The following is a 23,452-nucleotide window of genomic DNA, read 5'->3' as shown; positions in this document are numbered from 1 at the left end:
GCCCGCGCACCCGCCCGCACGCGGCCCGTCCCACCGCACGGCACACGACACGGCCCTCGATCAGGGAACTGATCAACGGATGGGACAGTCTTCATCACAGGGGCGCAAGAGCGAGCAGAGACGTACGGGAACGACGTACGACGCGAAACAGGAGTCCGTGCACGACATGAGTGACGAGCCTCAGCCGCAGCAGCCGAATCCGGGCTGGGCAGCGAGCCAGCCGCAGGCGCACGCCGACGGCGACCCGGGCACGCCCGCGGCCACGGCGGCCGGGAAACCGAAGCGGACCGGCTGGCGCCGGGCGATCCCGACCTGGCGCATGACGCTCGGCGGCTTCGTCATCGTCGTCCTGCTGCTGGTCGGCGGGTTCTTCCTGGGCTACTCGCTCGTGAAGATCCCCCCGGCCAACGCGCTCGCCACCAAGCAGGCCAACGTCTACCTGTACGCGGACGGCTCGGTGATCGCCCGCGACGGCGAGGTCAACCGGGAGAACGTCACCCTCCCTCAGATCTCCAAGCCCGCCCGGCACGCGATCCTGGCCGCCGAGGACCGCGACTTCTACACCGAGTCCGCCGTCGACCCCAAGGCCATGGTCCGCGCCGCCTGGAACACCGCCCTCGGCAAGGGCAAGCAGTCCGGCTCCACGATCACCCAGCAGTACGTGAAGAACTACTACCTGCGCCAGGAACAGACCGTCACGCGCAAGGCCAAGGAGTTCTTCATCTCGATCAAGCTGGACCGTGAGGTGAGCAAGGACCACATCCTGGAGGGCTACCTCAACACCAGCTACTTCGGCCGCAACGCCTACGGCATCCAGGCCGCCGCGCAGGCCTATTACGGCATGGACGCCAAGGACCTCGACCCGGCCCGCTCCGCCTACCTCGCCGCGCTCGTCAACGCCCCCAGCCAGTACGACGTCGTCGCGCACCCGGAGAACCGCAAGGCCGCCGAGTCCCGCTGGAACTACGTCCTGGACGGCATGGTCAAGAAGGGCTGGCTCAGCGAGTCGAAGCGGGCGGGCATGAAGTTCCCCATGCCGAAGGAGTCCACCCTCTCCACCGGCATGTCCGGGCAGCGCGGCTACATCGTCCGGATCGTCAAGGACTACCTCACCCAGAACAAGATCATCGACGAGAGCAAGCTCGACGCCGGCGGCTACCGCATCACGACCACCCTTCAGAAGGGCAAGCAGGACGCGTTCGTCAAGGCCGTCAACGACAAGCTGATGTCCAAGCTCGACAAGAAGAACAAGGTCGACACGTACGTCCGCGCGGGCGGCGCCTCCGTGGACCCGAAGACCGGCAAGGTCGTGGCGATGTACAACGGCATCGACTACGTCAAGCAGTACACGCCGAACGCCACCCGCAGGGACTTCCAGGTCGGCTCGACGTTCAAGCCGTTCGTGTTCACCTCGGCCGTCGAGAACCACTCGGAGACCCAGGACGGCCGCGTCATCACCCCGAACACGATCTACGACGGCACCAACAAGCGCTCCGTCCAGGGCTGGACCGGCGACCCCTACGCCCCCGAGAACGAGGACCAGCGCTCCTACGGCGACATCACCGTCACCGAGGCCACCGACAGGTCCGTGAACTCGGTGTACGCGCAGATGGCCGCCGACGTCGGCCCCGCGAAGGTCAAGCAGACCGCGATCGACCTCGGCGTCCCCGAGACCACCCCCGACCTCGCCGACGGTCCCGCCATCGCGCTCGGCACGGCCACCGCCAGCGTCCTCGACATGGCGGAGGCCTACGCCACGCTCGCCAACCACGGGCGGCACGGCACCTACACGATCGTCGAGAAGGTCACCAAGGGGGGCACGCCCGTCGAACTGCCCGAGCGGCGCACCCGGCAGGCCGTGAGCCGCGAGGCCGCCGACACCACCACCTCCATGCTGCGGAGCGTCGTCCAGAACGGCACGGCCTCCGCCGCGCAGGCCGCGGGACGCCCCGTCGCCGGCAAGACCGGCACCGCCGAGGAGGACACGGCGGCCTGGTTCGCGGGCTACACCCCCGACCTGGCCACCGTCGTCTCCGTCATGGGCCAGGACCCGGTCACCGCCGCCCACAAGTCGCTGTACGGCGCGATGGGCCTGCCGCGCATCAACGGCGGCGGGGCGCCGGCGGAGATCTGGACGCAGTTCACCCAGGACGCCCTCAAGGGCAAGCCCGTCAAGGAGTTCGACCTCAGGCTCCAGCCCGGCTCCGACGTCTCGCAGGCCCCCAGCAGCGAGGCCCCGGCCGACCCGACCACCGGCGGCACCACCGACGGCGGCACGACCACCGGAGGCGAGGAGACCGGCACCCAGGCGCCCGAGCAGAGCCCCAGCGCCCCCGAGGGGCAGACCGAGGGCCAGTCCGACGGCGGCACCACCGACGGCGGCACCGGCGGCGAGTCCCCTACGGGTGGCGGCACCGGGGACGGCGGCACCACCGACGGCGGGACGGCGGACGGCGGCACGGCCGACGGCGGCACCACGGAGGGCGGAGGCGGCGACACGAGCGACGGCGGCGCGACGGGCGGCCCGACCGGCCCCGGCTGGGGCGTGGTCCCGCAGACCGCCCGCCGCGAGTAGCGACGGATCAGTGACCGCTGGTCGCCTTCAGCCCCACCACGGCGACCAGCAGCAGGCACACGAAGAAGATCCGGGCGGCGGTCGCCGGCTCACCCAGCACCGCCATGCCGAACACCGCCGCCCCGGCCGCACCGATCCCCACCCACACGCCGTAGGCGGTTCCGATGGGAAGGGTCTTGGCGGCCTGCGACAGCAGCAGCATGCTGGCGACGATGCCCGCGCCGGTGAGCAGGCTGGGCAACGGACGGGTGAAGCCGTCGGTGTACTTCATGCCGACGGACCAGCCCACCTCCAGCAGACCGGCGACGACGAGCAGAACCCAGGCCATGACGGGCACCTCCGGGATACGGGCTGACGGTGTCGGTGCGTCGTCTTTGCCTTGATCCCGGTACGGCGCGTCTCGTCGGGGTCCCTCCAACGTAGCAAAGCCCCACGGCACGGCGCAGGGGCCGGTGACGGTGGTCACCGGCCCCTGCGCCACGGGTCCTAGAGGTACAGGCCCGTCGAGTCCTCGGCGCCCTCGAACCGGTCCGCGGCCACGGCGTGCAGATCACGCTCGCGCATCAGCACGTACGCGATCCCCCGCACCTCGACCTCGGCGCGGTCCTCCGGGTCGAAGAGCACCCGGTCGCCCGCCTCCACCGTCCGCACGTTCTGCCCGACCGCGACGACCTCGGCCCACGCCAGCCGCCGGCCGACCGCCGCCGTGGCGGGGATCAGGATGCCGCCGCCGGAACGCCGCTCGCCCTCGCTGGTGTCCTGCCGCACGAGTACGCGGTCGTGCAGCATCCGGATCGGCAGCTTGTCCGGATGGGTACTGTGCTCGTTTCTCTTGGCGCTCACGCCCTGAAACCTACCTGTCTTCCCCGCAAACGTACGCAGTCGGGTCAGCCCTTGCGCCGCCGCGTGCTGACCGCGAGCAGCCCGACCACGCCCACGACGACGAGCGCGACGGGCACGACCCGCTCCAGCCGGGGCGCGCCGTCCTCGTCCACGAAGCGAGCGCGCACATCGGTGACGGCCCGGTTGACCCCCACATACGCCCGTCCGAGGGTGTGATCAATGTTGGAAGCGACCTTGGCCTTGGCATCCCCGACGATCGTCTTGGGGTGCACGCGCACCCCGATCTCGTCGAGGGTCTCGGCCAGGGTCGCGCGGCGGCGCCTGATGTCCGCCTCGATCTGCGCCGGGGTCCTGGAGTCCGCCGTGTCCGCCACCGTGTCGCCTCCGAAGTCGGTGTGAAGCCTGTGCAGGACAGTCTGTCAGCTCCACGGGTCATCACACTGTCAGCACCCCCGGTTACGCTGGCCAGATGAGCGAGCGACTCCAGCCGGGGGACGTGGCCCCCGCCTTCACCCTGCCCGACGCCGACGGCACCGAGGTGTCCCTGTCGGACCACAAGGGCCGCAAGGTCATCGTGTACTTCTACCCGGCCGCCCTCACGCCCGGCTGCACGAAGCAGGCCTGCGACTTCACCGACAACCTGGAGCTGCTGGCGGGCGCGGGCTACGACGTCATCGGCATCTCCCCCGACAAGCCGGAGAAGCTGGCCAAGTTCCGCGACAAGGAGTCCTTGAAGGTCACGCTGCTGGCCGACCCGGACAAGCAGGTCCTGGAGTCCTACGGCGCCTTCGGCGAGAAGAAGCTGTACGGCAAGACGGTCGTCGGCGTCATCCGCTCCACCATCGTGGTGGACGAGGAGGGCAAGGTCGAACGCGCCCTGTACAACGTCAAGGCCACGGGCCACGTCGCCAAGATCATCAAGGATCTGGGAGTCTGAGGACGTTGCCCGACCAGTAGCATGGCCGGGCAACGCCAGGCGGCCGTGGTGGAACTGGCAGTCACGCTGGGTTTAGGTCCCAGTGGGGTAACTCCCGTGAGGGTTCGAGTCCCTCCGGCCGCACCAGAGTTCAGCCGAGCAGCTCGCGCACGACGGGCACCAGCGCCCGGAAGGCCTTCCCCCGGTGGCTGATCGCGTTCTTCTCCTGGGGGGTCAGTTCGGCGCACGTACGCCGCTCCCCCTCCGGCTGGAGGATCGGGTCGTAGCCGAAGCCGCCCGTGCCCGTCGGTTCGTGGCGGAGGGTGCCGCGGAGCTGTCCCTCGACCACCCTCTCCGTGCCGTCGGGCAGGGCCAGTGCCGCCGCGCAGGCGAAGTGGGCGCCGCGGTGCTCGTCGGCGATGTCCGAGAGCTGGGCGAGGAGCAGGTCCAGGTTGGCCTTGTCGTCGCCGTGCCGGCCGGCCCAGCGGGCGGAGAAGATGCCGGGGGCGCCGTTGAGGACGTCCACGCAGAGGCCCGAGTCGTCGGCGACGGCAGGGAGGCCCGTCGCCTGTGACAGGGCGTGGGCCTTGAGGAGGGCGTTCTCCGCGAAGGTGACCCCGGTTTCCTTGACGTCGGGGATGTCCGGGTAGGCGTCGGCGCCGACGAGTTCGTGGGGCAGCCCGGCTTCGGCGAGGATCGCGCGAAGTTCGGTGATCTTCCCTGCGTTACGGGTGGCGAGGATCAGGCGACTCATGAGCCCCAGTATTGCGGGGGCTGTGGGCCGCGCCCCCTCAGGGGCGCGGGGAACTGCGCGAGCGACCACGGCGCACCCGCGCGCGGTCACCGTCCCGCGGTGCTACGGCGTGCACACCTTCGTCAACTCGCCCGCCGCGTCCGTGACCGGGCTGATGTCGGGCGTCTGGTCGCCGTTCTCGACGGCCCCCTGAACCTCGATCAGAGCCTTGCGCATGTCCTGGGTCGCCTTGTCCAGGTCGGCGTTGTCCGTCTTGTCGCCGATCTTGTCGAGGTTGTCGCCGATGGACTGGATGGACTCGTCGATCTGCGTCGGGTCGTTCGACGCGTTGTCCACGGCCTGCTGGAGCTCGGTCACGCTGTCGGCGACGGCTTCCGCGGTCTGGACGCAGTCGAGTGCCTTGTTGACGGCGTCGCAGCCGGTGGTGAGTCCGGCGGTCAGCGCGACGGCCGCCAGGGTGGCGGCGACGGCTGCGGTGCGGCGTCGGCGGCTCGCGGCCATGGAGCGGTCCCTCTCGTTCGGCGGGCCGGTCGGGCCCGCGTGGCTGGCCGGGCGCGCGGGGATGAGCCGTGCGCCCGTACCCCTTCAGACGCGAGTGTGCTCGGCTCGGTTGCCCGGGCCGAGCACCTGTCTTGGTATGCCCTTTACTTATCGGGGGCGGCTTACTTCTCGGAGCGGCTTACTTCTGGGAGCGCTCACTTCGCGAGGACGGCGTCGAGTGCGGTGCGCTGGTGGGCGGCGAGATCGGCGCAGCCGGCGACGGCGAGGTCGAGGAGGGCGTTCAGTTCGTCACGGTCGAAGGGCTCGGCCTCGGCGGTGCCCTGGACCTCGACGAAGCGGCCGTCGCCGGTGCAGACGACGTTCATGTCGGTGTCGGCCTTGACGTCTTCCTCGTAGCAGAGGTCGAGGAGGGGGACACCGCCGACGATGCCGACGGAGACGGCGGAGACGGTGCCGGTGAGGGGCTTGCGGCCGGCCTTGATGAGCTTCTTGCCCTGGGCCCAGGCGACGGCGTCGGCCAGTGCCACGTAGGCGCCGGTGATCGCGGCCGTGCGGGTGCCGCCGTCGGCCTGGAGGACGTCGCAGTCGAGGACGATGGTGTTCTCGCCGAGGGCCTTGTAGTCGATGACGGCGCGCAGGGACCGGCCGATGAGGCGGCTGATCTCGTGGGTGCGGCCGCCGATGCGGCCCTTGACGGACTCGCGGTCGCCGCGGGTGTTGGTGGCGCGGGGCAGCATGGAGTACTCGGCGGTGACCCAGCCTTCGCCGCTGCCCTTGCGCCAGCGCGGGACGCCTTCGGTGACGGAGGCGGTGCAGAAGACCTTGGTGTCGCCGAAGGAGACCAGGACGGAGCCTTCGGCGTGCTTGCTCCAGCCGCGCTCGATGGTGATGGGGCGGAGCTGCTGGGGGGTGCGGCCGTCGATTCGAGACATGCGGCTGAGCCTATCCGTACGTGCGGAAGGCCCCTCCCGCGGTGGGAGGGGCCCTTGGTGCGGTGGGGTGTCAGGGGGTGAAGCCCGGGACGATCCCCGCCCTTCACATCATGTCTTCGATGTCCGCGGCGATGGGGTCGGCGTCGGTGCCGATGACGACCTGGATCGCGGTGCCCATCTTGACGACGCCGTGGGCGCCGGCGGCCTTCAGGGCGGCCTCGTCGACCTTGGCGGGGTCGACGACCTCGGTCCGCAGGCGGGTGATGCAGCCTTCGACCTCTTCGATGTTGTCGATGCCGCCGAGCCCGGCAACGATCTTCTCAGCCTTGCTGGCCATGTTCGTTCTCCCTGATCCGAACCGCTTTGTCGCAGTAACCCACAGTTGGCCCAACTTCGCGAGCGGCCATGTCGTGTGTGCCGAAGGATGGCGTCCATCGGCGCGACCGTCGAACGACTGGTCTACACCACGAGTATGCCTCCCGACAAAGGGGACCGGAATGAGTGCCGACAGCCCTGCCGGCGCCGAGGCCGCCGTCAGCCCCGCCCGCGTGCGCTGGAACCGGCTGTTCCAGGGGTTGCAGAAGATGGGCCGCAGCCTTCAGCTGCCGATCGCGGTGCTGCCGGCGGCGGGGATCCTCAACCGGCTGGGGCAGCCGGACGTGTTCGGGGACGACGGTCTCGGCTGGACGAACGTCTCGAAGGTGATGGCGGGGGCGGGCGGAGCGCTGCTGGACGGGTCGCTGGGGCTGCCGCTGCTGTTCTGCGTGGGCGTTGCGATCGGGATGGCGAAGAAGTCGGACGGTTCGACGGCGCTGGCGGCGGTGGTGGGGTTCCTCGTGTACTTCACGGTGCTGCGGCAGTTCCCCGAGGACTGCCCCGAGGGGTCGGTGGCGGTGCCGAACGTCGGGTGTCGGATGACCGACGGGGACCGGGAGGTCACGGCGTTCGCGTTCCAGAATCCGGGAGTCTTCGGCGGGATCGTGATGGGACTGCTGGCGGCGTTCTTCTGGGTCCGGTTCCACCGGACGCGGCTGGTGGACTGGCTGGGCTTCTTCAACGGGCGGCGGCTGGTGCCGATCATCATGGCGTTCGTGGCGATCGCGTTCGCCGCGCTGTGCCTGTGGGTGTGGCCGCCGGTCGGTGACGCGCTGGAGAGCTTCAGTGACTGGATGGACGGGCTGGACGCGTGGGGCGCCGGCGTGTTCGGGGTGGCGAACCGGGCGTTGCTGGTGGTGGGGCTGCACCAGTTCCTGAACGTGCCCATCTGGTTCCAGTTCGGCTCGTTCACGAAGCCGGACGGGACGGTGGTGCACGGCGACATCAACATGTTCCTGGCGGGGGATCCGGATGCCGGCCAGTTCACTTCGGGGTTCTTCCCGATCATGATGTTCGCGCTGCCGGCGGCGGCGCTGGCGATCACGCACTGCGCGCGGCCCGACCGGCGCAAGGAGGTCGGTGGCCTGATGCTGTCGGTGGCACTGACGTCGTTCGTCACGGGCATCACGGAGCCGATCGAGTACTCGTTCCTGTTCGTCGCGCCGGCGCTGTACGTGGTGCACGCGCTGTTGACGGGGGCCTCGATGGCGGTGACGTGGGGGCTGGGTGTGCATGACGGGTTCAGCTTCTCGGCGGGGCTGATCGACTACGTCATCAACTGGAATCTGGCGACCAGACCGTGGCTGATCGTCCCCATCGGGCTGGGGTTCGCGCTCCTCTACTACGTGATCTTCCGGTTCGCGATCACGAAGTTTGACCTGAGGACTCCGGGGCGTGAGCCCGCCGAAGAGGTCGAGGACAGCGCCAAGGCGTGATCGTCGCAGTGGGTGGAATTGGCGGGTTCCACTCGTTCGGCCTACCGTGCTACAACTGGTCTACACCACTCACCGGTGGAGGTCGCGCGGCGATGACCGCGTTCCCCTTTCTTTGAGACGCCGCCGTCCCCCTTACACATGCTTCCTGGGCGGCGCCGTGCCCCCTGGAGGAAGTTCATGTCCACAGACACTGCCGCGCCCGCGAGCCCGAAGAAGGGCTCGGCCGTGATGGCCGTCATGCAGCGGATCGGCCGCAGCCTGATGCTGCCCGTCGCGGTGCTCCCCGCTGCCGCCCTGCTGGTCCGCCTGGGCAACGACGACATGCTGGGCCGTCCCGAGTTCCCCGCGTTCCTGACGAAGATCGCGAGCTTCATGGCCGCGGGCGGCAACGCCATCCTCGACAACATGGCGCTGCTGTTCGCCGTGGGCATCGCGATCGGCTTCGCCAAGAAGTCGGACGGCTCCACGGCGCTCGCCGCCGTCACCGGCTACCTGGTCTTCCAGCGGGTGCTCGCCACCTTCACCGACCCGAACCAGCCGAAGGTGCCGACCGCCGTCGACGGCAAGGTCGTCATGGTGGAGAAGGCGGTCAACGCCGGTGTCCTCGGCGGCGTGGTCATGGGCATCGTCGTCGCCCTGCTCTACCAGCGCTTCTACCGCACCAAGCTGCCCGACTGGGCCGGCTTCTTCGGCGGCCGCCGCCTGGTTCCGATCCTGTCGGCCTTCGCGGGCCTGATCATCGGCATCGTCTTCGGATACATCTGGCCGGTCCTCGGCGCGGGCCTGCACAACTTCGGTGAGTGGCTGGTCGGTTCCGGCGCGGTGGGCGCGGGCATCTTCGGTGTCGCCAACCGTGCGCTGATCCCGGTCGGCATGCACCACCTGCTGAACTCCTTCCCGTGGCTCCAGGCCGGCGAGTACGAGGGCAAGAACGGTGACATCGCCCGCTTCCTCGCCGGCGACCCGACCGCCGGGCAGTTCATGACCGGCTTCTTCCCGATCATGATGTTCGCCCTGCCGGCCGCCTGCCTCGCGATCGTGCACTGTGCCCGGCCCGAGCGCCGCAAGGTCGTCGGCGGCATGATGTTCTCCCTCGCGCTGACCTCGTTCGTCACCGGTGTCACCGAGCCGATCGAGTTCACCTTCATGTTCATCGCCCCGGTGCTCTACGCGATCCACGCCGTGCTCACCGGTGTCTCGATGGCCCTGACCTGGGCCCTGGGGATGAAGGACGGCTTCGGCTTCTCGGCCGGCGCGATCGACTTCGCTCTGAACCTCGGCATCGCGACCAACCCGTGGGGCCTGGCGCTGGTCGGTCTGTGCTTCGCGGCGGTGTACTACGTGGTGTTCCGCTTCGCGATCACCAAGTTCAACCTGCCGACGCCGGGCCGCGAGTCCGACGAGGAGCTCGCCGAGTTGCAGAAGGCCGAGGCCAAGTAGGCCCGCGCCACGCAGGAGGCCCCGGAACCCCAGCGGGTTCCGGGGCCTTCGCGTGTGCGGGCGCCGGGGCCTAGATCTCGTACGTCTGCCGGGGCGCTGCGAGGTCCACCGGACCGTCGTACACCTCGCGGGCGTCGGCGAGGTTGACCTGGGGGTCCGTCCACGGCGGGACGTGGGTGAGGACCAGGCGGCGGGCTCCGGCCCGGGCCGCCGTCTCACCCGCCTCGCGGCCGTTGAGGTGCAGGTCGGGGATGTTCTCCTTGCCGTGCGTGAAGGCCGCCTCGCACAGGAACAGGTCGGCGTCCCGGGCGAGTTCGTCCAGCGCGGCGCTCACGCCGGTGTCACCGGAGTACGTCAGGACCGTGCCGCCGTGCTCGATCCGGATGCCGTAGGCCTCCACCGGGTGGGCGACCCGCTCGGTGTGCACCGTGAACGGGCCGATCTCGAAGGTGGACGGCTTGACCGTGTGGAAGTCGAAGACCTCGCTCATGGAGGAGGCGGAGGGGGTGTCCGCGTAGGCGGTGGTCAGCCGGTGTTCCGTGCCTTCGGGACCGAAGACGGGGAGTGGATCGCAGCGGCCGCCGTCGTGGCGGTAGTAGCGCGCGACGAAGTACGCGCACATGTCGATGCAGTGGTCGGCGTGCAGATGGCTGAGGAAGATCGCGTCGAGGTCGTAGAGACCGCAGTGGCGCTGCAACTCGCCCAGGGCACCGTTGCCCATGTCGAGAAGCAGCCGGAAGCCGTCGGCCTCGACGAGGTAGCTCGAGCAGGCCGATTCCGCGGACGGGAACGACCCCGAGCAGCCGACGACGGTGAGCTTCATGAAGCAGAAACCTCCGCTGGCGGGATAAGTCTGAGAGGGGCGTCGGGGGTCGTGCGGTTCGTCGAGCGTAAGGCGCAAAACCTCCGTTAGCTCCTCCACAAAGGCCTGTTGTGGGCGAACTCACCTGTGGTGTCACCGGTTCGGCTGGCACGGCCGTCAGGTGATCCTCGTGAGGGGGGCGCGCGGCAGGGGCGGCGCCGGTAACGTCTCAGTATGGACACGTCCTGGTGGCTGGCGCTCGCCGCGGTGGTACTGCTCGCGCTCGTCGCCACGCTCGTCGACGGCTGGGGCCGGGGCCGGCGGCCGTCCGCCCGGCGGGTCCGGACGGCGGTACCGGCCGCCGTGCCGGAGGGCCGGCCGCAGCCGGCGGAGATCTGGTGGGCCGATGTGCCTTACGAGGACGAGGCTCGCACGAAGGACCGCCCCTGCCTGGTGCTGGCGGTGCGCGGGGAGCGGGCGACGGTCGCGAAGATCACCACCCGGTTCCGGGGCGAGCACACCGGGGTGATCCCGCTGCCCCCGGGGTCGGTGGGTGACGTCCGGGCCCGCGCGAGTTTCCTGGAGACGGACGAGCTGCGGGAGGTCCCGGTGTGGGGTTTCCGGCGGCGGGTCGGCGTGGTGGATCCGGCGCTGTGGGACCGGGTGCGGTACCTGGCGGGCTGAGCAACCGCGAAGGGCTGGAGTCGTGGACTCCAGCCCTTCGGGTGTCGGGTCTCGCCGTCGGTCACGCCCAGAGCTGGCCCTGGACCGTGTCGATGGCCTCCTCCGTGGTGGCCGCCGTGTAGACGCCCGTCGAGAGGTACTTCCAGCCGCCGTCGGCGACGACGAAGACGATGTCGGCGCTCTCCCCCGCCTTGACGGCCTTCTTGCCGACGCCGATCGCGGCGTGCAGCGCGGCGCCCGTGGACACGCCGGCGAAGATGCCCTCCTGCTGGAGCAGCTCGCGGGTGCGGGTGACCGCGTCCGCCGAGCCGACCGAGAAGCGGCTGGTGAGGACGGACGCGTCGTACAGCTCGGGGACGAAGCCCTCGTCGAGGTTGCGCAGGCCGTAGACCAGGTCGTCGTAGCGCGGTTCGGCCGCGACGATCTGGACGTCCGGCTTGTGTTCGCGCAGGAAGCGGCCGACGCCCATGAGGGTGCCGGTGGTGCCGAGGCCGGCCACGAAGTGCGTGACGGACGGCAGGTCCGCGAGGATCTCGGGGCCCGTCGTGGCGTAATGGGCGCCCGCGTTGTCCGGGTTGCCGTACTGGTAGAGCATCACCCAGTCGGGGTGCTCGGCCGAGAGCTCCTTGGCGACGCGCACGGCGGTGTTGGAACCGCCCGCCGCCGGGGAGGAGATGATCTCCGCGCCCCACATGCCCAGCAGGTCCCGGCGTTCCTGCGAGGTGTTCTCCGGCATCACGCAGACGATGCGGTAGCCCTTGAGTTTCGCCGCCATGGCCAGGGAGATGCCGGTGTTGCCCGACGTCGGCTCCAGGATGGTGCAGCCCGGGGTCAGGCGGCCGTCCTTCTCCGCCTGCTCGATCATGTGCAGGGCCGGACGGTCCTTGACCGATCCCGTCGGGTTGCGGTCCTCCAGCTTCGCCCAGATGCGGACGTCGGCGGACGGCGACAGCCGCGGCAGGCGCACCAGGGGGGTGTTGCCGACCGCGGCCAGGGGGGAGTCGTAGCGCATCGGTGATCAGACCATGCCGCCGGCCACGGCCGGCAGGATCGTGACGTTGTCCCCGTCCGACAGCTTGGTGTTGATGCCGTCGAGGAAGCGGACGTCCTCGTCGTTCAGGTAGACGTTGACGAAGCGGCGCAGCTGCTCGCCGTCCACGATGCGGGCGCGGATCCCGGCGTGCCGGGTCTCGAGGTCGGTGAACAGGTCGGCGAGGGTGTCACCGCTGCCCTCCACCGCCTTCTGACCGTCGGTGTAGGTGCGGAGGATGGTCGGGATGCGGACCTCGATGGCCATGGCTTCAGGGCTCCTGTCGGGAGTAGTCGGTCGGGGCGCGCGGCAGCGCAGGAACAGCGGGGTGGTGCGTGTGTGCGGCGCCGCGGCTCACGGCCGTACGGCGGCAGGGACCTGCGTCAACAGATGGCGCTGGCGAGCCTGCACAGGTCGACGTGCAGCCGCGCCACGAGCAGCTCGCCCGGCGTCTTGTCGCTCACGTCGTGGAAAACCATGGGCTCATCGTATCGATTCCCGGTCCGGGTTCTGGAATGTGATCCCACATGGCGGACGTTTCCGGGTCGGGGAGTGAGACCGTGCTGTTCAGGCGTCCTCAGTATGCCTCGACGACCTGGACTTCCTCCTCCGTGACCTCGCCCTCGACGATCCGGAAGGAGCGGAACTGGAACTCGCCGGCGCCGTCGGTGTCGGCGGTGGAGACGAGGACGTAGTGGGCTCCCGGCTCGTTCGCGTAGGAGATGTCGGTGCGCGAGGGGTAGGCCTCGGTGGCGGTGTGGGAGTGGTAGATGACCACCGGCTCCTCGTCGCGGTCGTCCATCTCGCGGTAGAGCTTGAGCAGGTCGCCGGAGTCGAACTCGTAGAACGTGGGCGACATGGCCGCGTTGAGCATGGGGATGAACCGCTCGGGGCGGTCCGAGCCCGCCGGGCCGGCGACGACGCCGCACGCCTCGTCGGGGTGGTCCTTGCGCGCGTGGGCGACGATCTGGTCGACGAGGGCCTGGGTGATGGTCAGCATGCTCGTCAGGATAAGCAGAAGGGCCGTTCCGTACCGAGGGTTGGTACGGAACGGCCCATATGCCGGACGCCCTGAGCGGCAGCCGCAGGGAGTGCCACGAGTAGTCCCTGCGGCTGGGCGTCCCGCGGGTTGGTCAGCCGACCTTCTCGAACTCCGCGTCGCCGCGGCGCTCGGTGAGCTGCGGGTTGCGGCGCTTGAGCACCGCCCAGCCGACGCCGAGGGCGACGGCCCAGCCGGCCGCGACGTACAGGCAGACCCGTGCGTCCTTGTCGTACGCGATCATGCAGGTCACGCCGATGAGGAAGAGCAGCGCGACCCAGCTGAAGAGCGCACCGCCGGGAGCGGGGAAGGACGAGGCGCGCAGCCGGCCCGCGTCGACCGCGGAGCGGTAGCGGATGTGGCTCACCAGGATCATCATCCAGGTCCAGATGCCGGCCGCGGTGGCGACGGAGGTGACGTAGAGGAACGCCTTCTCCGGGACGACGTAGTTCAGGACGACGCCGATGCCCATGAGCGCGACGGAGACGGTGATGCCGACGGCGGGCGTCTTGCGGGCGTTGAGCTTGCCGAATGCCTGCGGCGCCTCACTGTTGGAAGCCAGGTCGCGCAGCATCCGGCCGGTCGAGTACATGCCCGAGTTGCAGGAGGACAGGGCCGCGGTGAGCACCACGAAGTTCACGATGCCCGCGGCGAGCGGGATGCCGATCTCGCCGAAGGCGTGCACGAAGGGGCTCTCGCCGGCGGAGAACTCGGTCCACTTGACGACGGACAGGATCACCAGCAGGGCGCCGACGTAGAAGACGATGATCCGCCAGGGCAGGGTGTTGATGGCCTTGGGCAGGGTCTTCTCGGGGTTCTCGGACTCACCGGCGGTGACGCCGACGAGCTCGACGGCGAGGTAGGCGAACATGACGCCCTGGAGCGTCATCAGGCTGGAGCCGATGCCGTTCGGGAAGAAGCCGTCGTGCGCCCAGAGGTTGGACACGGTGGCGGTGTCACCGGCGTCGGAGAAGCCGAGGGTGAGCACGCCGAGACCGATGACGATCATGCCGATGATGGCCGTGACCTTGATCATCGAGAACCAGAACTCGACCTCGCCGAAGATCTTGACGGAGATCAGGTTGACGCCGAAGAGCACCACCAGGAACACCAGGGCGCTGACCCACTGGGGGATCTCCGGGAACCAGAAGTGGATGTAGATCGCGGCGGCCGTGAGTTCGGCCATGCCGGTGACCACCCACATGAGCCAGTACGTCCAGCCCGTGACGAACCCGAAGAACGGGCCGAGGAACTCACGGGCGTACTCGGCGAAGGAGCCGGAGACGGGCCGGTAGAGGAGCAGCTCGCCCAGGGCCCGCATGATGAAGAAGATCACGACGCCGGCGAGGGCGTACATGAGGATGATGCTGGGTCCCGCCTTGGCGATGTTCGCTCCGGCACCCATGAACAGGCCGACGCCGATGGCGCCGCCGATCGCGATCATCTGGACCTGGCGACTGCCCAGTCCCCGCTCGTACCCCTCTTCGGGCACGTTTTCCGTGTCGACCTGCGCAGAGGTCATGTGTGGTGCGCCTTTCTCCATGCCGACCCGGGCCTCTCGTCGGCCTCGGATCGGGTTTCGATCCCCCCGGAATGATGGAGTTGAGCGGGCCCGAAAGCGCGCTCGTGCCTGGCCGGCGGTTGCCGGCTCGGTGGCGCACCCGGCCGAACATTCGGGTGGTGTTCTGCCGGGCGGTCGTGAAGATTTATCACGGCCGCAACACTGATCACAGGGGTGGGATGTGGCACACCGCACAGGGAAAAGCGGACAAAAAGCTTTCGAGGGGGCCATAGAAGGCGGGTGCGGTGACGGGATCGTTATCCGGATTTGAGTGTCCTCTGAGCGAACACCAATCGGTCACCCGCCGGTCACAGAACCTGCACTGATCAGGCCATAAGGGTTCCGACCAGCGTCTCCTGGAGTCCACCGAGCCACAGGTAGGCCATCACCATCGGCTTGCGCGGGTCCGTGTCCGGGAGGCGGTAGAGGAGGTCGGTGTCCTCGTCGTCGGTGATCTCCAGCCGCGAGCCGATCGCGAGCCGCAGGTCGTTCAGGGCGCCCAGCCACTGCTGCGACTCCGCCGGCGACAGCTTCAGCACCGCGCCGCCCTCACCGGCCGAGGCCGAGGAAAGCGCGTCGAGGGAGCGGATCACCGCGAGGGCACTGTCCCGCTTGCCGGCCCGCAGGTCGTTCTCGGTGTAGCGCCGGAACTCCGCGGAGTACGCCTTCTGCTCCTCGGCGTCCCGCGGCGAGGCGGGCTGCTCCGGGTCGCTGTAGGCGTCCGGGAAGAGCCGCCTCAGGACCGGGTCGCTGGGCGGTTCGCTGGGGCCCTCGGCGAACAGGTCGGCGAGCGGGTCGCCGCTGTCCTCGGCGGGGCCGGGGCCGATGAGCTCCAGGAGCTGGACGGCCAGCGACCGGATGATGGAGATCTCGACGTCGTCGAGGGCGACGGCCGCGCCGCCGCCGGGGAGCGGTTCGAAGGTTCCGGGCATGAACGCCTTTTCGCTGCTGGGCGGGGTGCTGGCTACTTGCGGTCCTGCTGGAGGGTGGCCCACAGGCCGTAGCCGTGCATGGCCTGCACGTCGCGTTCCATCTCCTCGCGGCTGCCGCTGGAGACGACCGCCCGGCCCTTGTGGTGGACGTCGAGCATGAGCTTGGTGGCCTTGTCCTTGGAGTAGCCGAAGTACGACTGGAAGACGTACGTCACGTAGCTCATGAGGTTGACCGGGTCGTTGTGGACGATGGTGACCCACGGGACGTCCGGCTCGGGTACGGCGAAGACCTCCTCCGCCGACTCGGTGCGTTCGATCTCCAGGGGCGCGGGTGACGTCACACTGCCCATGCTGCCACCCGAGGGGGGTAGTCGCACAAACGGGCCTGGCCGCAAGGCGATCGCGTGTCCGCGGACCGCAATCGTCAGATTGACGAAATGGGGGTACGCTCCAGAGCATGAACACAGCGGACCTTGGGCTGCCGGTGGATGTCCCCTCGACGGCTCTCTTCACGGACCAGTACGAGCTGACGATGCTGCGCGCCGCCCTGACGGCCGGCACGGCCGAGCGGCGGAGCGTGTTCGAGGTCTTCACCCGGCGCCTGCCCGACGGGCGCCGCTACGGCGTCGTGGGCGGCACCGGCCGGGTGCTGGACGCGGTGGAGAACTTCCGCTTCGACACGGCCGTGCTGAACTTCCTGCGCGAGCGGGAGATCGTCGACGAGGAGACCCTCCAGTGGCTCGCCGGCTACCGGTTCCGCGGCGACATCTGGGGCTATCCCGAGGGCGAGGTGTACTTCCCGGGCTCGCCGATCATGCGGGTCGAGGGCACCTTCGCCGAGTGCGTGCTGCTGGAGACGGTGATCCTGTCGATCCTCAACCACGACTCGGCGATCGCCGCGGCCGCCTCGCGCATGTCGGCGGCGGCCGGCGAGCGGCCGCTGATCGAGATGGGCGCCCGGCGCACCCACGAGCTGGCGGCGGTGGCGGCCTCCCGGGCCGCCTACGTCGGCGGTTTCGCGACCACCTCCGACCTGGCGGCCGGCTTCCGCTACGGCATCCCGACCGTCGGCACCTCCGCGCACGCCTTCATCCTGCTGCACGACAGCGAGCGGGACGCCTTCCAGGCCCAGGTGAACACGCTGGGCCGGGGCACCACGCTGCTGGTGGACACCTACGACGTCGCCGAGGCGGTCCGCACGGCCGTCGAGGTCGCCGGGACCGAGCTGGGCGCGGTGCGGATCGACTCGGGTGACCTGCTGCTGGTGGCGCACCGGGTGCGCCAGCAGCTCGACGAGCTGGGCGCGAGGGACACGAAGATCGTCGTGACCTCGGACCTGGACGAGTACGCGATCGCCTCGCTGGCCGCGGCGCCGGTGGACGCCTACGGCGTCGGGACGCAGCTGGTGACCGGCTCCGGCCACCCCACCTCCTCGATGGTCTACAAGCTGGTCGCGCGGGCCGAGTCCGTGGATCCGAAGGCGCCGCTGGTGCCGGTGGCGAAGAAGTCCAGCGGCGGCAAGACGTCGATCGGCGGACGCAAGTGGGCCGCGCGGCGGGTGGACTCCCACGGGGTCGCCGAGGCCGAGGTGATCGGGACCGGGCCGGTGCCGGCCGGGCTCGCGGAGCGGCAGCTGCTGGTGGAGCTGGTCAAGGGCGGCGAGGTGGTGGCGCGCGAGCCCCTGGACACGGCGCGCGAGCGGCACACGAGGGCGCGCGCGAGTCTCCCGATGTCCGCCACGCAGCTCTCGCGCGGGGAGCCCGTCCTTCCCACGGAGTACCTGCACGAGAGCTCGGGTAGCTAATGGCGTGTGCCGTGACGCGCCGACCCTTGCCCCCTCCCGTCCGCTCCCCTCTGTCAATAGGCTCGGTGGTCCAACGGCCGGGCTTGCCGACCTCATAGCCGAAGGACACCGACCATGCGCCGCGCCTTGATCGTCGTCGATGTGCAGAACGACTTCTGCGAGGGGGGCAGCCTCGCGGTGAGCGGTGGTGCCGATGTGGCCGCCGCCGTCACGGAGCTGATCGGGCAGGCGGCCGGGTCCGGCTACCAGCACGTCGTGGCCACCCGCGACCACCACATCGCCCCCGGCGGCCACTTCTCCGCCAACCCGGACTACGCCCGCTCCTGGCCCGCGCACTGCGTCGCCGGCACGGAGGGCGTCGGCTTCCACCCGAACTTCGCCCCCGCCGTCGCCTCCGGCTCGATCGACGCGGTGTTCGACAAGGGGGCGTACTCGGCGGCCTACAGCGGTTTCGAGGGCACGGACGAGAACGGCACGCCCCTGGCCGACTGGCTGCGCTCGCGCGACGTCACCGAGGTCGACGTGGTCGGCATCGCCACGGACCACTGCGTGCGCGCCACGGCCCTCGACGCCGCCCGCGAGGGCTTCCGTACGCAGGTCCTGCTGGACCTGACGGCCGGGGTGGCCCAGGAGAGCACCGAGCGGGCCCTGGAGGAGCTGCGCCAGGCGGGCGTGGAGCTGTCGGGCAAGCCGGTCGTGCAGTAGCCCCGGCGCCCAGCGGGGCGTCCGCCGGTCAGGTCTGGGCCGTCGGGCGCCTGAGGAGCGCTCTGATCGGCCGCCACAGTTCCTGCGCGAGGTCCGGGCTCGCCACGACACCGTTGTCGGGGGCCGTGCGCCATATGAGGCCGTCCGGGTGGTGCAGGACCGCCGTGATCTCGTCGGGGGTCGGCGGGGCGGCGTTGCCGCGCAGGTAGACCGACCGCAGACCGAGGTTGCGGAGCCTGGTCAGGGCCCGGGCCCGGTTCACCGAGTGGACGAGGACGCGGACGGCGCCGGGACCGTCGGCGGCGGGGCTGGGCAGGTTCAGTGCCACCACCACCGTGCCGTTCGGCAGCTTGCAGAAGCCTCCTGCGGCCATGCGCTCATCCCCCCGTGTCGGTCGGTGTCAATAAGAGAGCCACAGGACGCACCTAAACACGGATCGGCGGTGACCCGCCAGTGGGTCACCGCCGATCATGCTCTGACCTGCAAGGATGCGGATTACCTACCCGCGGCGCCGACCTCCAGCTCGATCGTCGAGCCGTCCTTGGCCTCCTTGAGGATCTTGATCTTCGTGTTGGTGTCAGTGATCTTGACACCCGCGGTGGGGTTCGACTCGTCGTAGTAGGTGTTCTTCCGGTCGTTGAAGACCGAGACGCCCTTCGACCCCGGGATGTACTTCGCCACGTCCGCCTTGTGCAGCGTCATGCCGTCGGTGCGGTAGAGGCTGAACGGCGAGTCGTAGGCCTGGATGCGGTTGCGCATCAGCGTGCCGTCGGTCCACTTCAGCGCGGTGGGGTGCGAGTCGATCGGCAGGACAAGACCGGTGCCCTTGTGCTGGCTGGTGTTGTTGTCGACCTGGGAGGTGTCCCACTTCCAGATCAGCAGGCCGTTCTGGTACGCGTAGTGCTCCACCCAGTCCGGGCGCGCCGTGAAGCCGAAGTTGTACGGGCCGGTCTTCAGCGTCTTGTCGTACGACACGTACTGCCGGTTCTCGGCGATGTAGTACTGCGCGTAGTCCTTGGTGAAGGACGCGCCGATGCGGGAGAAGCCGGTGGCCTTCCACGCGGCGTCCGCGCTCTCGGCGTTGTCGGAGAAGACGGGCGCGCCGTCGGCCGTCACCGTGATCGCGTCGGCCGCGAAGCCCTTCTGGGCCACGCCGCCGTCGGTCTGGTAGCGGAAGCGCAGGTCGATCTTCTTGCCCGCGTAGGCGTCGAGCGGGAAGGCGAGCTTCTTGTAGCCGTCGACCGTGCCGGTCAGGACCGGCTTGTCGCTGGCGTCACGCGGAATCGGCTGACCGTCCACCGTGCCGTCGACAGCGGTCCAGTTGGCGCCGCCGTCGGTCGAGACCTCGGTGTAGAGGAAGTCGTAGTTGGCCTCGATGTCGTACCAGCCGTCGAGGGTCAGCTGCGCCTTCGACGTGCCGGTCAGGTCGACCGTACGCGTCAGGGAGTTCTTGAGGTTGTCGCCGCTGCCGCTCCACCACTGCGTCTTGCCCTCGGCGGGGGTGACGACCTCGGTGGTGACCGCCTTCTTGGGGAGGTCGACGACCAGGGCCTGCTTGTGCTTGGTGTTGTACTCCGCCACGCCCAGCTTGTGCCAGGAGTTGACGCCGGCCTTGGCCTTGTCGAAGTTCAGCCAGCCGAGCTGGAGCTTGTCCCAGGCGGTCATGTCGCCGGGCAGGTCGCCGATCTCGTTCTTGCCGGTGCCGAGCCAGGAGCCGGACGACATCAGCGTCCAGAAGCCGGTGGAGTTCTCGCCGCCCGCGGTGTCGTAGTGGTCCGGCAGACCGAGGTCGTGGCCGTACTCGTGGGCGTAGACGCCGAGTCCGCCGTTCTCCGGCTGGACGGTGTAGTCGCCGACCCAGATGCCGGTGTCGCCGATCTTCGCGCCGCCGAGCTTGTTGTTCTCGGGGCCGGTGGCACCGGCGTCGGTGCCGAAGGCGTACCAGCGGTGGGCCCAGATCGCGTCGGTGCCCTGGGCGCCGCCGCCCGCGGACTCGTCCTCGCCGGCGTGCACGATCTGGAAGTGGTCGATGTAGCCGTCGGGCTCGTTGAAGTCGCCGTCGCCGTCGAAGTCGTAGCGGTCCCACTCGTCGAAGCGCGCGACGTCCGCCTTGATCTGCGCGTCGGTCCTCCCCGCTGCCTTCTGCTGGGAGACCCAGGCGTTCAGACCGTCGCTGACGACGTTCCACACGCTGGAGCAGTTGGTGTCGCCACAGGCGTTGTTGCCGTAGCGCGCCTCGTTGTAGGGCACCTTGACCCAGTCGGAGACCTCACCGTCGACCGAGTAGCGGCCCGAGGACTGCTTCTCGTAGTAGGTCTTGACGGAGTCGACGCCCTTGCCGGAACCGAAGTACAGGTCCTGGAAGTAGTCCCGGTCGTAGTCGGCCCGCCAGGCCGTGGAGTTGTCCTTCTTGCGGTCGGGCTTGGGTATCGCGTTGTGCAGCGGGCCCGGGGTGCCGCCGTAGCGGCTGTCGACCTGGTCGCCGAACTCGACGAGGATCGTGAAGATCTTGTCGGTCTTCTCGCGGCCGAGCTCGACGTACTTGGCGTCGCCCTTCTTGCTCTTGAGCTGGACGACCTTCGAGCCCTCGCGGTTCTTGACCTTGCTCTTGCCCGACAGGACCTGGTTGAGGGCCTCCTGGCGCTGGGCGTCCTGCGTCTTGCTCAGCGGTCCTTCGAGGTCGTGCTCGTCGTGGTGACGTTCCGCCGGGTCGTGCCGGTCCACTGTGGTGGGCCGGGGAGCCGGGGCGTCGTCGGCCACCGCGTAGGTCGAGGCGGTGGCAGTGGCCGCCGCGAGCGCCACGCTTATGGCGGCCGCTCTGAACGTCCAGGGTCTACTGGTCACTTGAGATCCTCCCCCGCGTTCGGGCGCGCGGCAGGCAGGGTCCCGGTCGTGGAAATCCGCGCGCGCGTGATCAACGCGTGTAGTCAAGTGACGACATTTGACTAGAGGTTTAGAAGAAAAGACAGACCTTGACTTGCACAAGTCAAGTGCACTATGCGGAGGCAACGTTCGTTTTACGGACAACCAAACGGTTGTCCACGAGGCCCTCACCACCGGCCGTCCGGGCGCGTGCACTTGTCCACTACGTGGACGTCATGACTCCGTGCGCCCCCTGTGCACCGCCCTTGTTGATTAGGTCACGCTTACCGCCGGTTCCGGTCGGGCACCCTGCCGGTGAGAATGTCGGATGGCCGGACGCCCGGAGACCGGCGCAATGCCAGGCCGACACCGCCGTGGACCCCCACTTCGAGGACATGATGGCCATGCCCCGTCCGACTGCCGCACAGCTCGCCTACGGTTCGTGCACCGTGATCTTCTCGACCTTCGCCATGCTGCTGCTGTCCGGGACGAGTTCGGGTGCGGGGATCGCGGTCATCGCCGTCGCGGCGCTCGCCCTCGGGCTGCTGGTGGCCATGACGGTGCCGCTGTCCGGGAAGCGCCCCGCCGCAGTGGAAAAGCCCGCACCCCTGGCGCCCGTACGGGCCTCGGTCCCGGCGCCGGCCCCGGAGCCGGTACGCGAACGGGCGGCCTCCTGACCGTCCACTGCACCACGGTTGATCCCTCCGCGCCTCAATCGGTGCTGACCACCACCGTTTTGGCCGCCTTGTCGTGCAGGCCCTGCTTGTAGGGCCGGTCGAAGAAGCTCCAGCCGCCGCAGATCACCAGCCAGACACAAGGACAGCAGAAGGCGAACGGGAGCCACAGCACGGCGGCGCGCGCCAGCGCGTTCGGCACGGAGGGCGTCGCGCCGTTGTCCAGGTTGGCCACGCGCATGTGCAGCAGCTTCTTGCCGAGGGTCTGGCCGTTCCTCGCCGTCAGAACGGTGTCGTAGGCGATGTAGAGGACGGCGAAAATCGACGCCTGCCAGAACGACTTGCTGATCTGGCGGTCGCCGTCCACGTCGTACTGGTTGACGGCGAAGCCCCACGTGAGCAGCCAGACGACGGCACCCACCAGGATCATGTCGATGATGCGCGCGAGCGTGCGCTTGACGCTGTCGGCGAGCGGGGGCATGCCGGCGAGGGGGTCGGTGGGGTAGGAACCACCGCCGTACGGATCACCGCCGTAGGGCCCGCCCCCGAAGCCGTCACCCGGACCGCCGGGGCCACCCGGGCCGCCGCCCTCGTACGGCGGGGGTTGGCTGCCGTAGGGCGACCCCGCACCCTGGCCGGGCGGCTCGTTCGGGGGGCGCTTGCGGAACGGGTCGTCTTCCGGGGGCTGCTGACCGGAGCCGGAGGGCGGTTCGCTGCTCATGGCCCGAGTCGACCGCGAACCCCTGGCCTCCGCATCCGGCGGACGGCCGTCCGAGGGAGGTCAGCCCGCCACGAACGTGTGCGCGGCCTTGTCGTGCCAGCACTGCCGCCAGGGCCGGTCGAACAGGCACCAGGCGACGCCGACGATCCCCACCACGAGGAGCCCGGGCACGCTGTAGACCAGCCAGCGGCGCAGAGCCGCGCCGAAGTCGGGCGAGTCGTGGCCCTCGATGTCGCGGACGTCGAGACCCATCAGCTTCTTGCCGAGGGTGCGGCCCCACTTGGCGGTGGGCAGCACCTCGCAGAGCACGCCGGCGAGCAGCAGCACGGCCAGGATGATGCCGAGGTAGATCGAGGTGGTGCCGTCGAGCAGCCAGACCGTGACCGTCTCGCCGGAGAGCTTGGCCGCGTCGATCTTCTCGTTGACGTGGTCGATCGCCTTGGTGCCGAGCGGGACGGCGGCCGCGGCAGTGAGCGCGGCGAGCACGACGGTGTCCAGCAGCCGGGCGGCCAGGCGCTTGCCGAGTCCGGCCGGGCGAGCCTCCGCCTGGCGCCGGGCGGCCGCCTGGAACACGTCCTCGACCGGCGGCTTCCAGGGGGTGACGGGCTGTTCGTCACCGCCGCCGGCTCCGGCGAGCCGGTGCACCTGCTGCGCCCAGGAGGACTGGCCGCCGCCGGGGCCCGGGCTGAGGGGCGTACCGGAGGAGGCCGCGGCGCCGGGCTGGGCATGGCCGGACCCCCCGGACTGCGCGGGGACGACGGGTGCCGCCTGGGGTCCGGACAGCGCCGTCGGGGCGGCCCCGGAGGCCTGAGCCGCCGCGCTCCCGGCACCGGAGTGCGCGGCGGAGGCGCGGGCGGCGGCCGCCT

General features: G+C 69.7%; 27 protein-coding genes, 1 tRNA gene and 1 riboswitch. Of the genes, 9 read left to right on the top strand and 19 right to left on the bottom strand.

Features of this window, described 5'->3' with window-relative positions; translation table 11 throughout:
• The first annotated feature begins 166 nt into the window (after positions 1-166).
• Positions 167-2,575 carry a transglycosylase domain-containing protein gene (locus GTY56_RS16900; protein ID WP_161366208.1) on the top strand — a complete coding sequence of 803 codons (2,409 nt, stop codon included), beginning with the start codon at positions 167-169 and terminating at the stop codon, positions 2,573-2,575.
• A 7-nt stretch (positions 2,576-2,582) separates the two neighbouring features.
• On the opposite strand, the gene GTY56_RS16895 is transcribed toward GTY56_RS16900, so the two are convergent.
• The 3 genes from GTY56_RS16895 to GTY56_RS16885 all read right to left on the bottom strand — a co-directional run bounded on the left by GTY56_RS16895 (position 2,583) and on the right by GTY56_RS16885 (position 3,792).
• A complete protein-coding gene (locus tag GTY56_RS16895; RefSeq protein WP_033308144.1) occupies positions 2,583-2,903 on the bottom strand; it encodes a DMT family transporter in 321 nt (106 codons plus the stop codon).
• A 34-nt stretch (positions 2,904-2,937) separates the two neighbouring features.
• Positions 2,938-3,004, bottom strand: a riboswitch (guanidine-III (ykkC-III) riboswitch).
• A gap of 57 nt (positions 3,005-3,061) precedes the next feature.
• Positions 3,062-3,418: a GroES family chaperonin gene (locus tag GTY56_RS16890; RefSeq protein ID WP_031140106.1), complete on the bottom strand. Its 357-nt coding sequence runs from the start codon at positions 3,416-3,418 to the stop codon at positions 3,062-3,064.
• 44 nt (positions 3,419-3,462) lie between these two features.
• A complete protein-coding gene (locus tag GTY56_RS16885) occupies positions 3,463-3,792 on the bottom strand; it encodes a DUF3618 domain-containing protein (RefSeq protein WP_033308145.1) in 330 nt (109 codons plus the stop codon).
• A 95-nt stretch (positions 3,793-3,887) separates the two neighbouring features.
• Between GTY56_RS16885 and bcp the strand changes: the two genes are divergently transcribed.
• Positions 3,888-4,355 carry a thioredoxin-dependent thiol peroxidase gene (bcp, locus tag GTY56_RS16880; RefSeq protein ID WP_033308146.1) on the top strand — a complete coding sequence of 156 codons (468 nt, stop codon included), beginning with the start codon at positions 3,888-3,890 and terminating at the stop codon, positions 4,353-4,355.
• Positions 4,356-4,394: 39 nt separating this feature from the next.
• A tRNA-Leu gene (locus tag GTY56_RS16875) sits at positions 4,395-4,481 on the top strand.
• Between the two features lie 4 nt (positions 4,482-4,485).
• Here the strand turns inward: GTY56_RS16875 and rdgB are convergent.
• The 4 genes from rdgB to GTY56_RS16855 form a co-directional block, all read right to left on the bottom strand.
• Positions 4,486-5,088, bottom strand: a complete 603-nt coding sequence (gene rdgB, locus GTY56_RS16870; RefSeq protein WP_161366207.1) for an RdgB/HAM1 family non-canonical purine NTP pyrophosphatase — start codon at positions 5,086-5,088, stop codon at positions 4,486-4,488.
• A gap of 102 nt (positions 5,089-5,190) precedes the next feature.
• Positions 5,191-5,589 (bottom strand): hypothetical protein, encoded by a 399-nt coding sequence (locus GTY56_RS16865; RefSeq protein WP_161366206.1) that lies wholly within the window; start codon positions 5,587-5,589, stop codon positions 5,191-5,193.
• A 194-nt stretch (positions 5,590-5,783) separates the two neighbouring features.
• Positions 5,784-6,521: a ribonuclease PH gene (gene rph / locus GTY56_RS16860; protein WP_161366205.1), complete on the bottom strand. Its 738-nt coding sequence runs from the start codon at positions 6,519-6,521 to the stop codon at positions 5,784-5,786.
• Between the two features lie 103 nt (positions 6,522-6,624).
• Entirely contained in the window at positions 6,625-6,858 is a 234-nt protein-coding gene (locus GTY56_RS16855; protein ID WP_033308152.1) for a PTS sugar transporter subunit IIB, read from the bottom strand.
• Between the two features lie 160 nt (positions 6,859-7,018).
• Here GTY56_RS16855 and GTY56_RS16850 point away from each other — a divergent pair, with 160 nt between their 5' ends.
• Both GTY56_RS16850 and GTY56_RS16845 read left to right on the top strand, forming a co-directional pair.
• Positions 7,019-8,332, top strand: a complete 1,314-nt coding sequence (locus GTY56_RS16850; protein ID WP_161366261.1) for a PTS transporter subunit EIIC — start codon at positions 7,019-7,021, stop codon at positions 8,330-8,332.
• Positions 8,333-8,509: 177 nt separating this feature from the next.
• Positions 8,510-9,772, top strand: a complete 1,263-nt coding sequence (locus tag GTY56_RS16845) for a PTS transporter subunit EIIC (protein ID WP_161366204.1) — start codon at positions 8,510-8,512, stop codon at positions 9,770-9,772.
• A 70-nt stretch (positions 9,773-9,842) separates the two neighbouring features.
• On the opposite strand, the gene GTY56_RS16840 is transcribed toward GTY56_RS16845, so the two are convergent.
• Complete coding sequence (locus GTY56_RS16840; RefSeq protein ID WP_161366203.1) at positions 9,843-10,595, bottom strand: MBL fold metallo-hydrolase; 753 nt, start codon at positions 10,593-10,595, stop codon at positions 9,843-9,845.
• A gap of 213 nt (positions 10,596-10,808) precedes the next feature.
• On the opposite strand from GTY56_RS16840, the gene GTY56_RS16835 reads away from it, so the two are divergent.
• Positions 10,809-11,258 carry a type II toxin-antitoxin system PemK/MazF family toxin gene (locus tag GTY56_RS16835; protein ID WP_161366202.1) on the top strand — a complete coding sequence of 150 codons (450 nt, stop codon included), beginning with the start codon at positions 10,809-10,811 and terminating at the stop codon, positions 11,256-11,258.
• Positions 11,259-11,319: 61 nt separating this feature from the next.
• Here GTY56_RS16835 and GTY56_RS16830 read toward each other — a convergent pair whose 3' ends face one another.
• The 7 genes from GTY56_RS16830 to clpS all read right to left on the bottom strand — a co-directional run bounded on the left by GTY56_RS16830 (position 11,320) and on the right by clpS (position 16,170).
• On the bottom strand, positions 11,320-12,270 hold the full coding sequence (locus GTY56_RS16830) for a PLP-dependent cysteine synthase family protein (protein WP_161366201.1): 951 nt from the start codon (positions 12,268-12,270) through the stop codon (positions 11,320-11,322).
• Positions 12,271-12,276: 6 nt separating this feature from the next.
• Positions 12,277-12,555 carry a MoaD/ThiS family protein gene (locus tag GTY56_RS16825; RefSeq protein WP_161366200.1) on the bottom strand — a complete coding sequence of 93 codons (279 nt, stop codon included), beginning with the start codon at positions 12,553-12,555 and terminating at the stop codon, positions 12,277-12,279.
• 116 nt (positions 12,556-12,671) lie between these two features.
• Entirely contained in the window at positions 12,672-12,767 is a 96-nt protein-coding gene (locus tag GTY56_RS41340) for a putative leader peptide (RefSeq protein WP_311125941.1), read from the bottom strand.
• A 98-nt stretch (positions 12,768-12,865) separates the two neighbouring features.
• Positions 12,866-13,288, bottom strand: coding sequence for a M67 family metallopeptidase (locus GTY56_RS16820; RefSeq protein WP_031140077.1), 423 nt, complete (start codon positions 13,286-13,288; stop codon positions 12,866-12,868).
• Positions 13,289-13,421: 133 nt separating this feature from the next.
• Entirely contained in the window at positions 13,422-14,849 is a 1,428-nt protein-coding gene (locus GTY56_RS16815; RefSeq protein WP_161366199.1) for an amino acid permease, read from the bottom strand.
• Positions 14,850-15,214: 365 nt separating this feature from the next.
• Complete coding sequence (locus GTY56_RS16805) at positions 15,215-15,820, bottom strand: DUF2017 domain-containing protein (protein WP_033308161.1); 606 nt, start codon at positions 15,818-15,820, stop codon at positions 15,215-15,217.
• Positions 15,821-15,852: 32 nt separating this feature from the next.
• The gene (gene clpS / locus GTY56_RS16800; RefSeq protein ID WP_031102986.1) at positions 15,853-16,170 is read right to left on the bottom strand and encodes an ATP-dependent Clp protease adapter ClpS; all 318 of its coding nucleotides are present in this window, start codon (positions 16,168-16,170) and stop codon (positions 15,853-15,855) included.
• Positions 16,171-16,277: 107 nt separating this feature from the next.
• On the opposite strand from clpS, the gene GTY56_RS16795 reads away from it, so the two are divergent.
• Positions 16,278-17,624 (top strand): nicotinate phosphoribosyltransferase, encoded by a 1,347-nt coding sequence (locus tag GTY56_RS16795; RefSeq protein ID WP_161366198.1) that lies wholly within the window; start codon positions 16,278-16,280, stop codon positions 17,622-17,624.
• A 114-nt stretch (positions 17,625-17,738) separates the two neighbouring features.
• On the top strand, positions 17,739-18,329 hold the full coding sequence (locus GTY56_RS16790) for a nicotinamidase (RefSeq protein ID WP_161366197.1): 591 nt from the start codon (positions 17,739-17,741) through the stop codon (positions 18,327-18,329).
• A gap of 28 nt (positions 18,330-18,357) precedes the next feature.
• Here GTY56_RS16790 and GTY56_RS16785 read toward each other — a convergent pair whose 3' ends face one another.
• Together GTY56_RS16785 and GTY56_RS16780 are read right to left on the bottom strand one after the other, a co-directional pair.
• The gene (locus tag GTY56_RS16785; RefSeq protein WP_161366196.1) at positions 18,358-18,702 is read right to left on the bottom strand and encodes a hypothetical protein; all 345 of its coding nucleotides are present in this window, start codon (positions 18,700-18,702) and stop codon (positions 18,358-18,360) included.
• A 122-nt stretch (positions 18,703-18,824) separates the two neighbouring features.
• Positions 18,825-21,173 (bottom strand): immune inhibitor A domain-containing protein, encoded by a 2,349-nt coding sequence (locus GTY56_RS16780; protein ID WP_161366195.1) that lies wholly within the window; start codon positions 21,171-21,173, stop codon positions 18,825-18,827.
• Positions 21,174-21,589: 416 nt separating this feature from the next.
• Here GTY56_RS16780 and GTY56_RS16775 point away from each other — a divergent pair, with 416 nt between their 5' ends.
• Entirely contained in the window at positions 21,590-21,868 is a 279-nt protein-coding gene (locus GTY56_RS16775; RefSeq protein ID WP_161366260.1) for a hypothetical protein, read from the top strand.
• 34 nt (positions 21,869-21,902) lie between these two features.
• Here the strand turns inward: GTY56_RS16775 and GTY56_RS16770 are convergent, their stop codons facing one another.
• Together GTY56_RS16770 and GTY56_RS16765 are read right to left on the bottom strand one after the other, a co-directional pair.
• Complete coding sequence (locus tag GTY56_RS16770) at positions 21,903-22,586, bottom strand: RDD family protein (RefSeq protein ID WP_161366194.1); 684 nt, start codon at positions 22,584-22,586, stop codon at positions 21,903-21,905.
• 60 nt (positions 22,587-22,646) lie between these two features.
• The coding region (locus GTY56_RS16765) for an RDD family protein (protein ID WP_161366193.1) at positions 22,647-23,452 on the bottom strand (806 nt) is incomplete at its 5' end.

It is taken from the genome of Streptomyces sp. SID5643 (assembly GCF_009872555.1).
Classification (GTDB): domain Bacteria; phylum Actinomycetota; class Actinomycetes; order Streptomycetales; family Streptomycetaceae; genus Streptomyces; species Streptomyces iakyrus.
The sequence above is the reverse complement of the archived record's forward strand: the minus strand, read 5'-3'. Positions and strand labels throughout refer to the sequence as shown.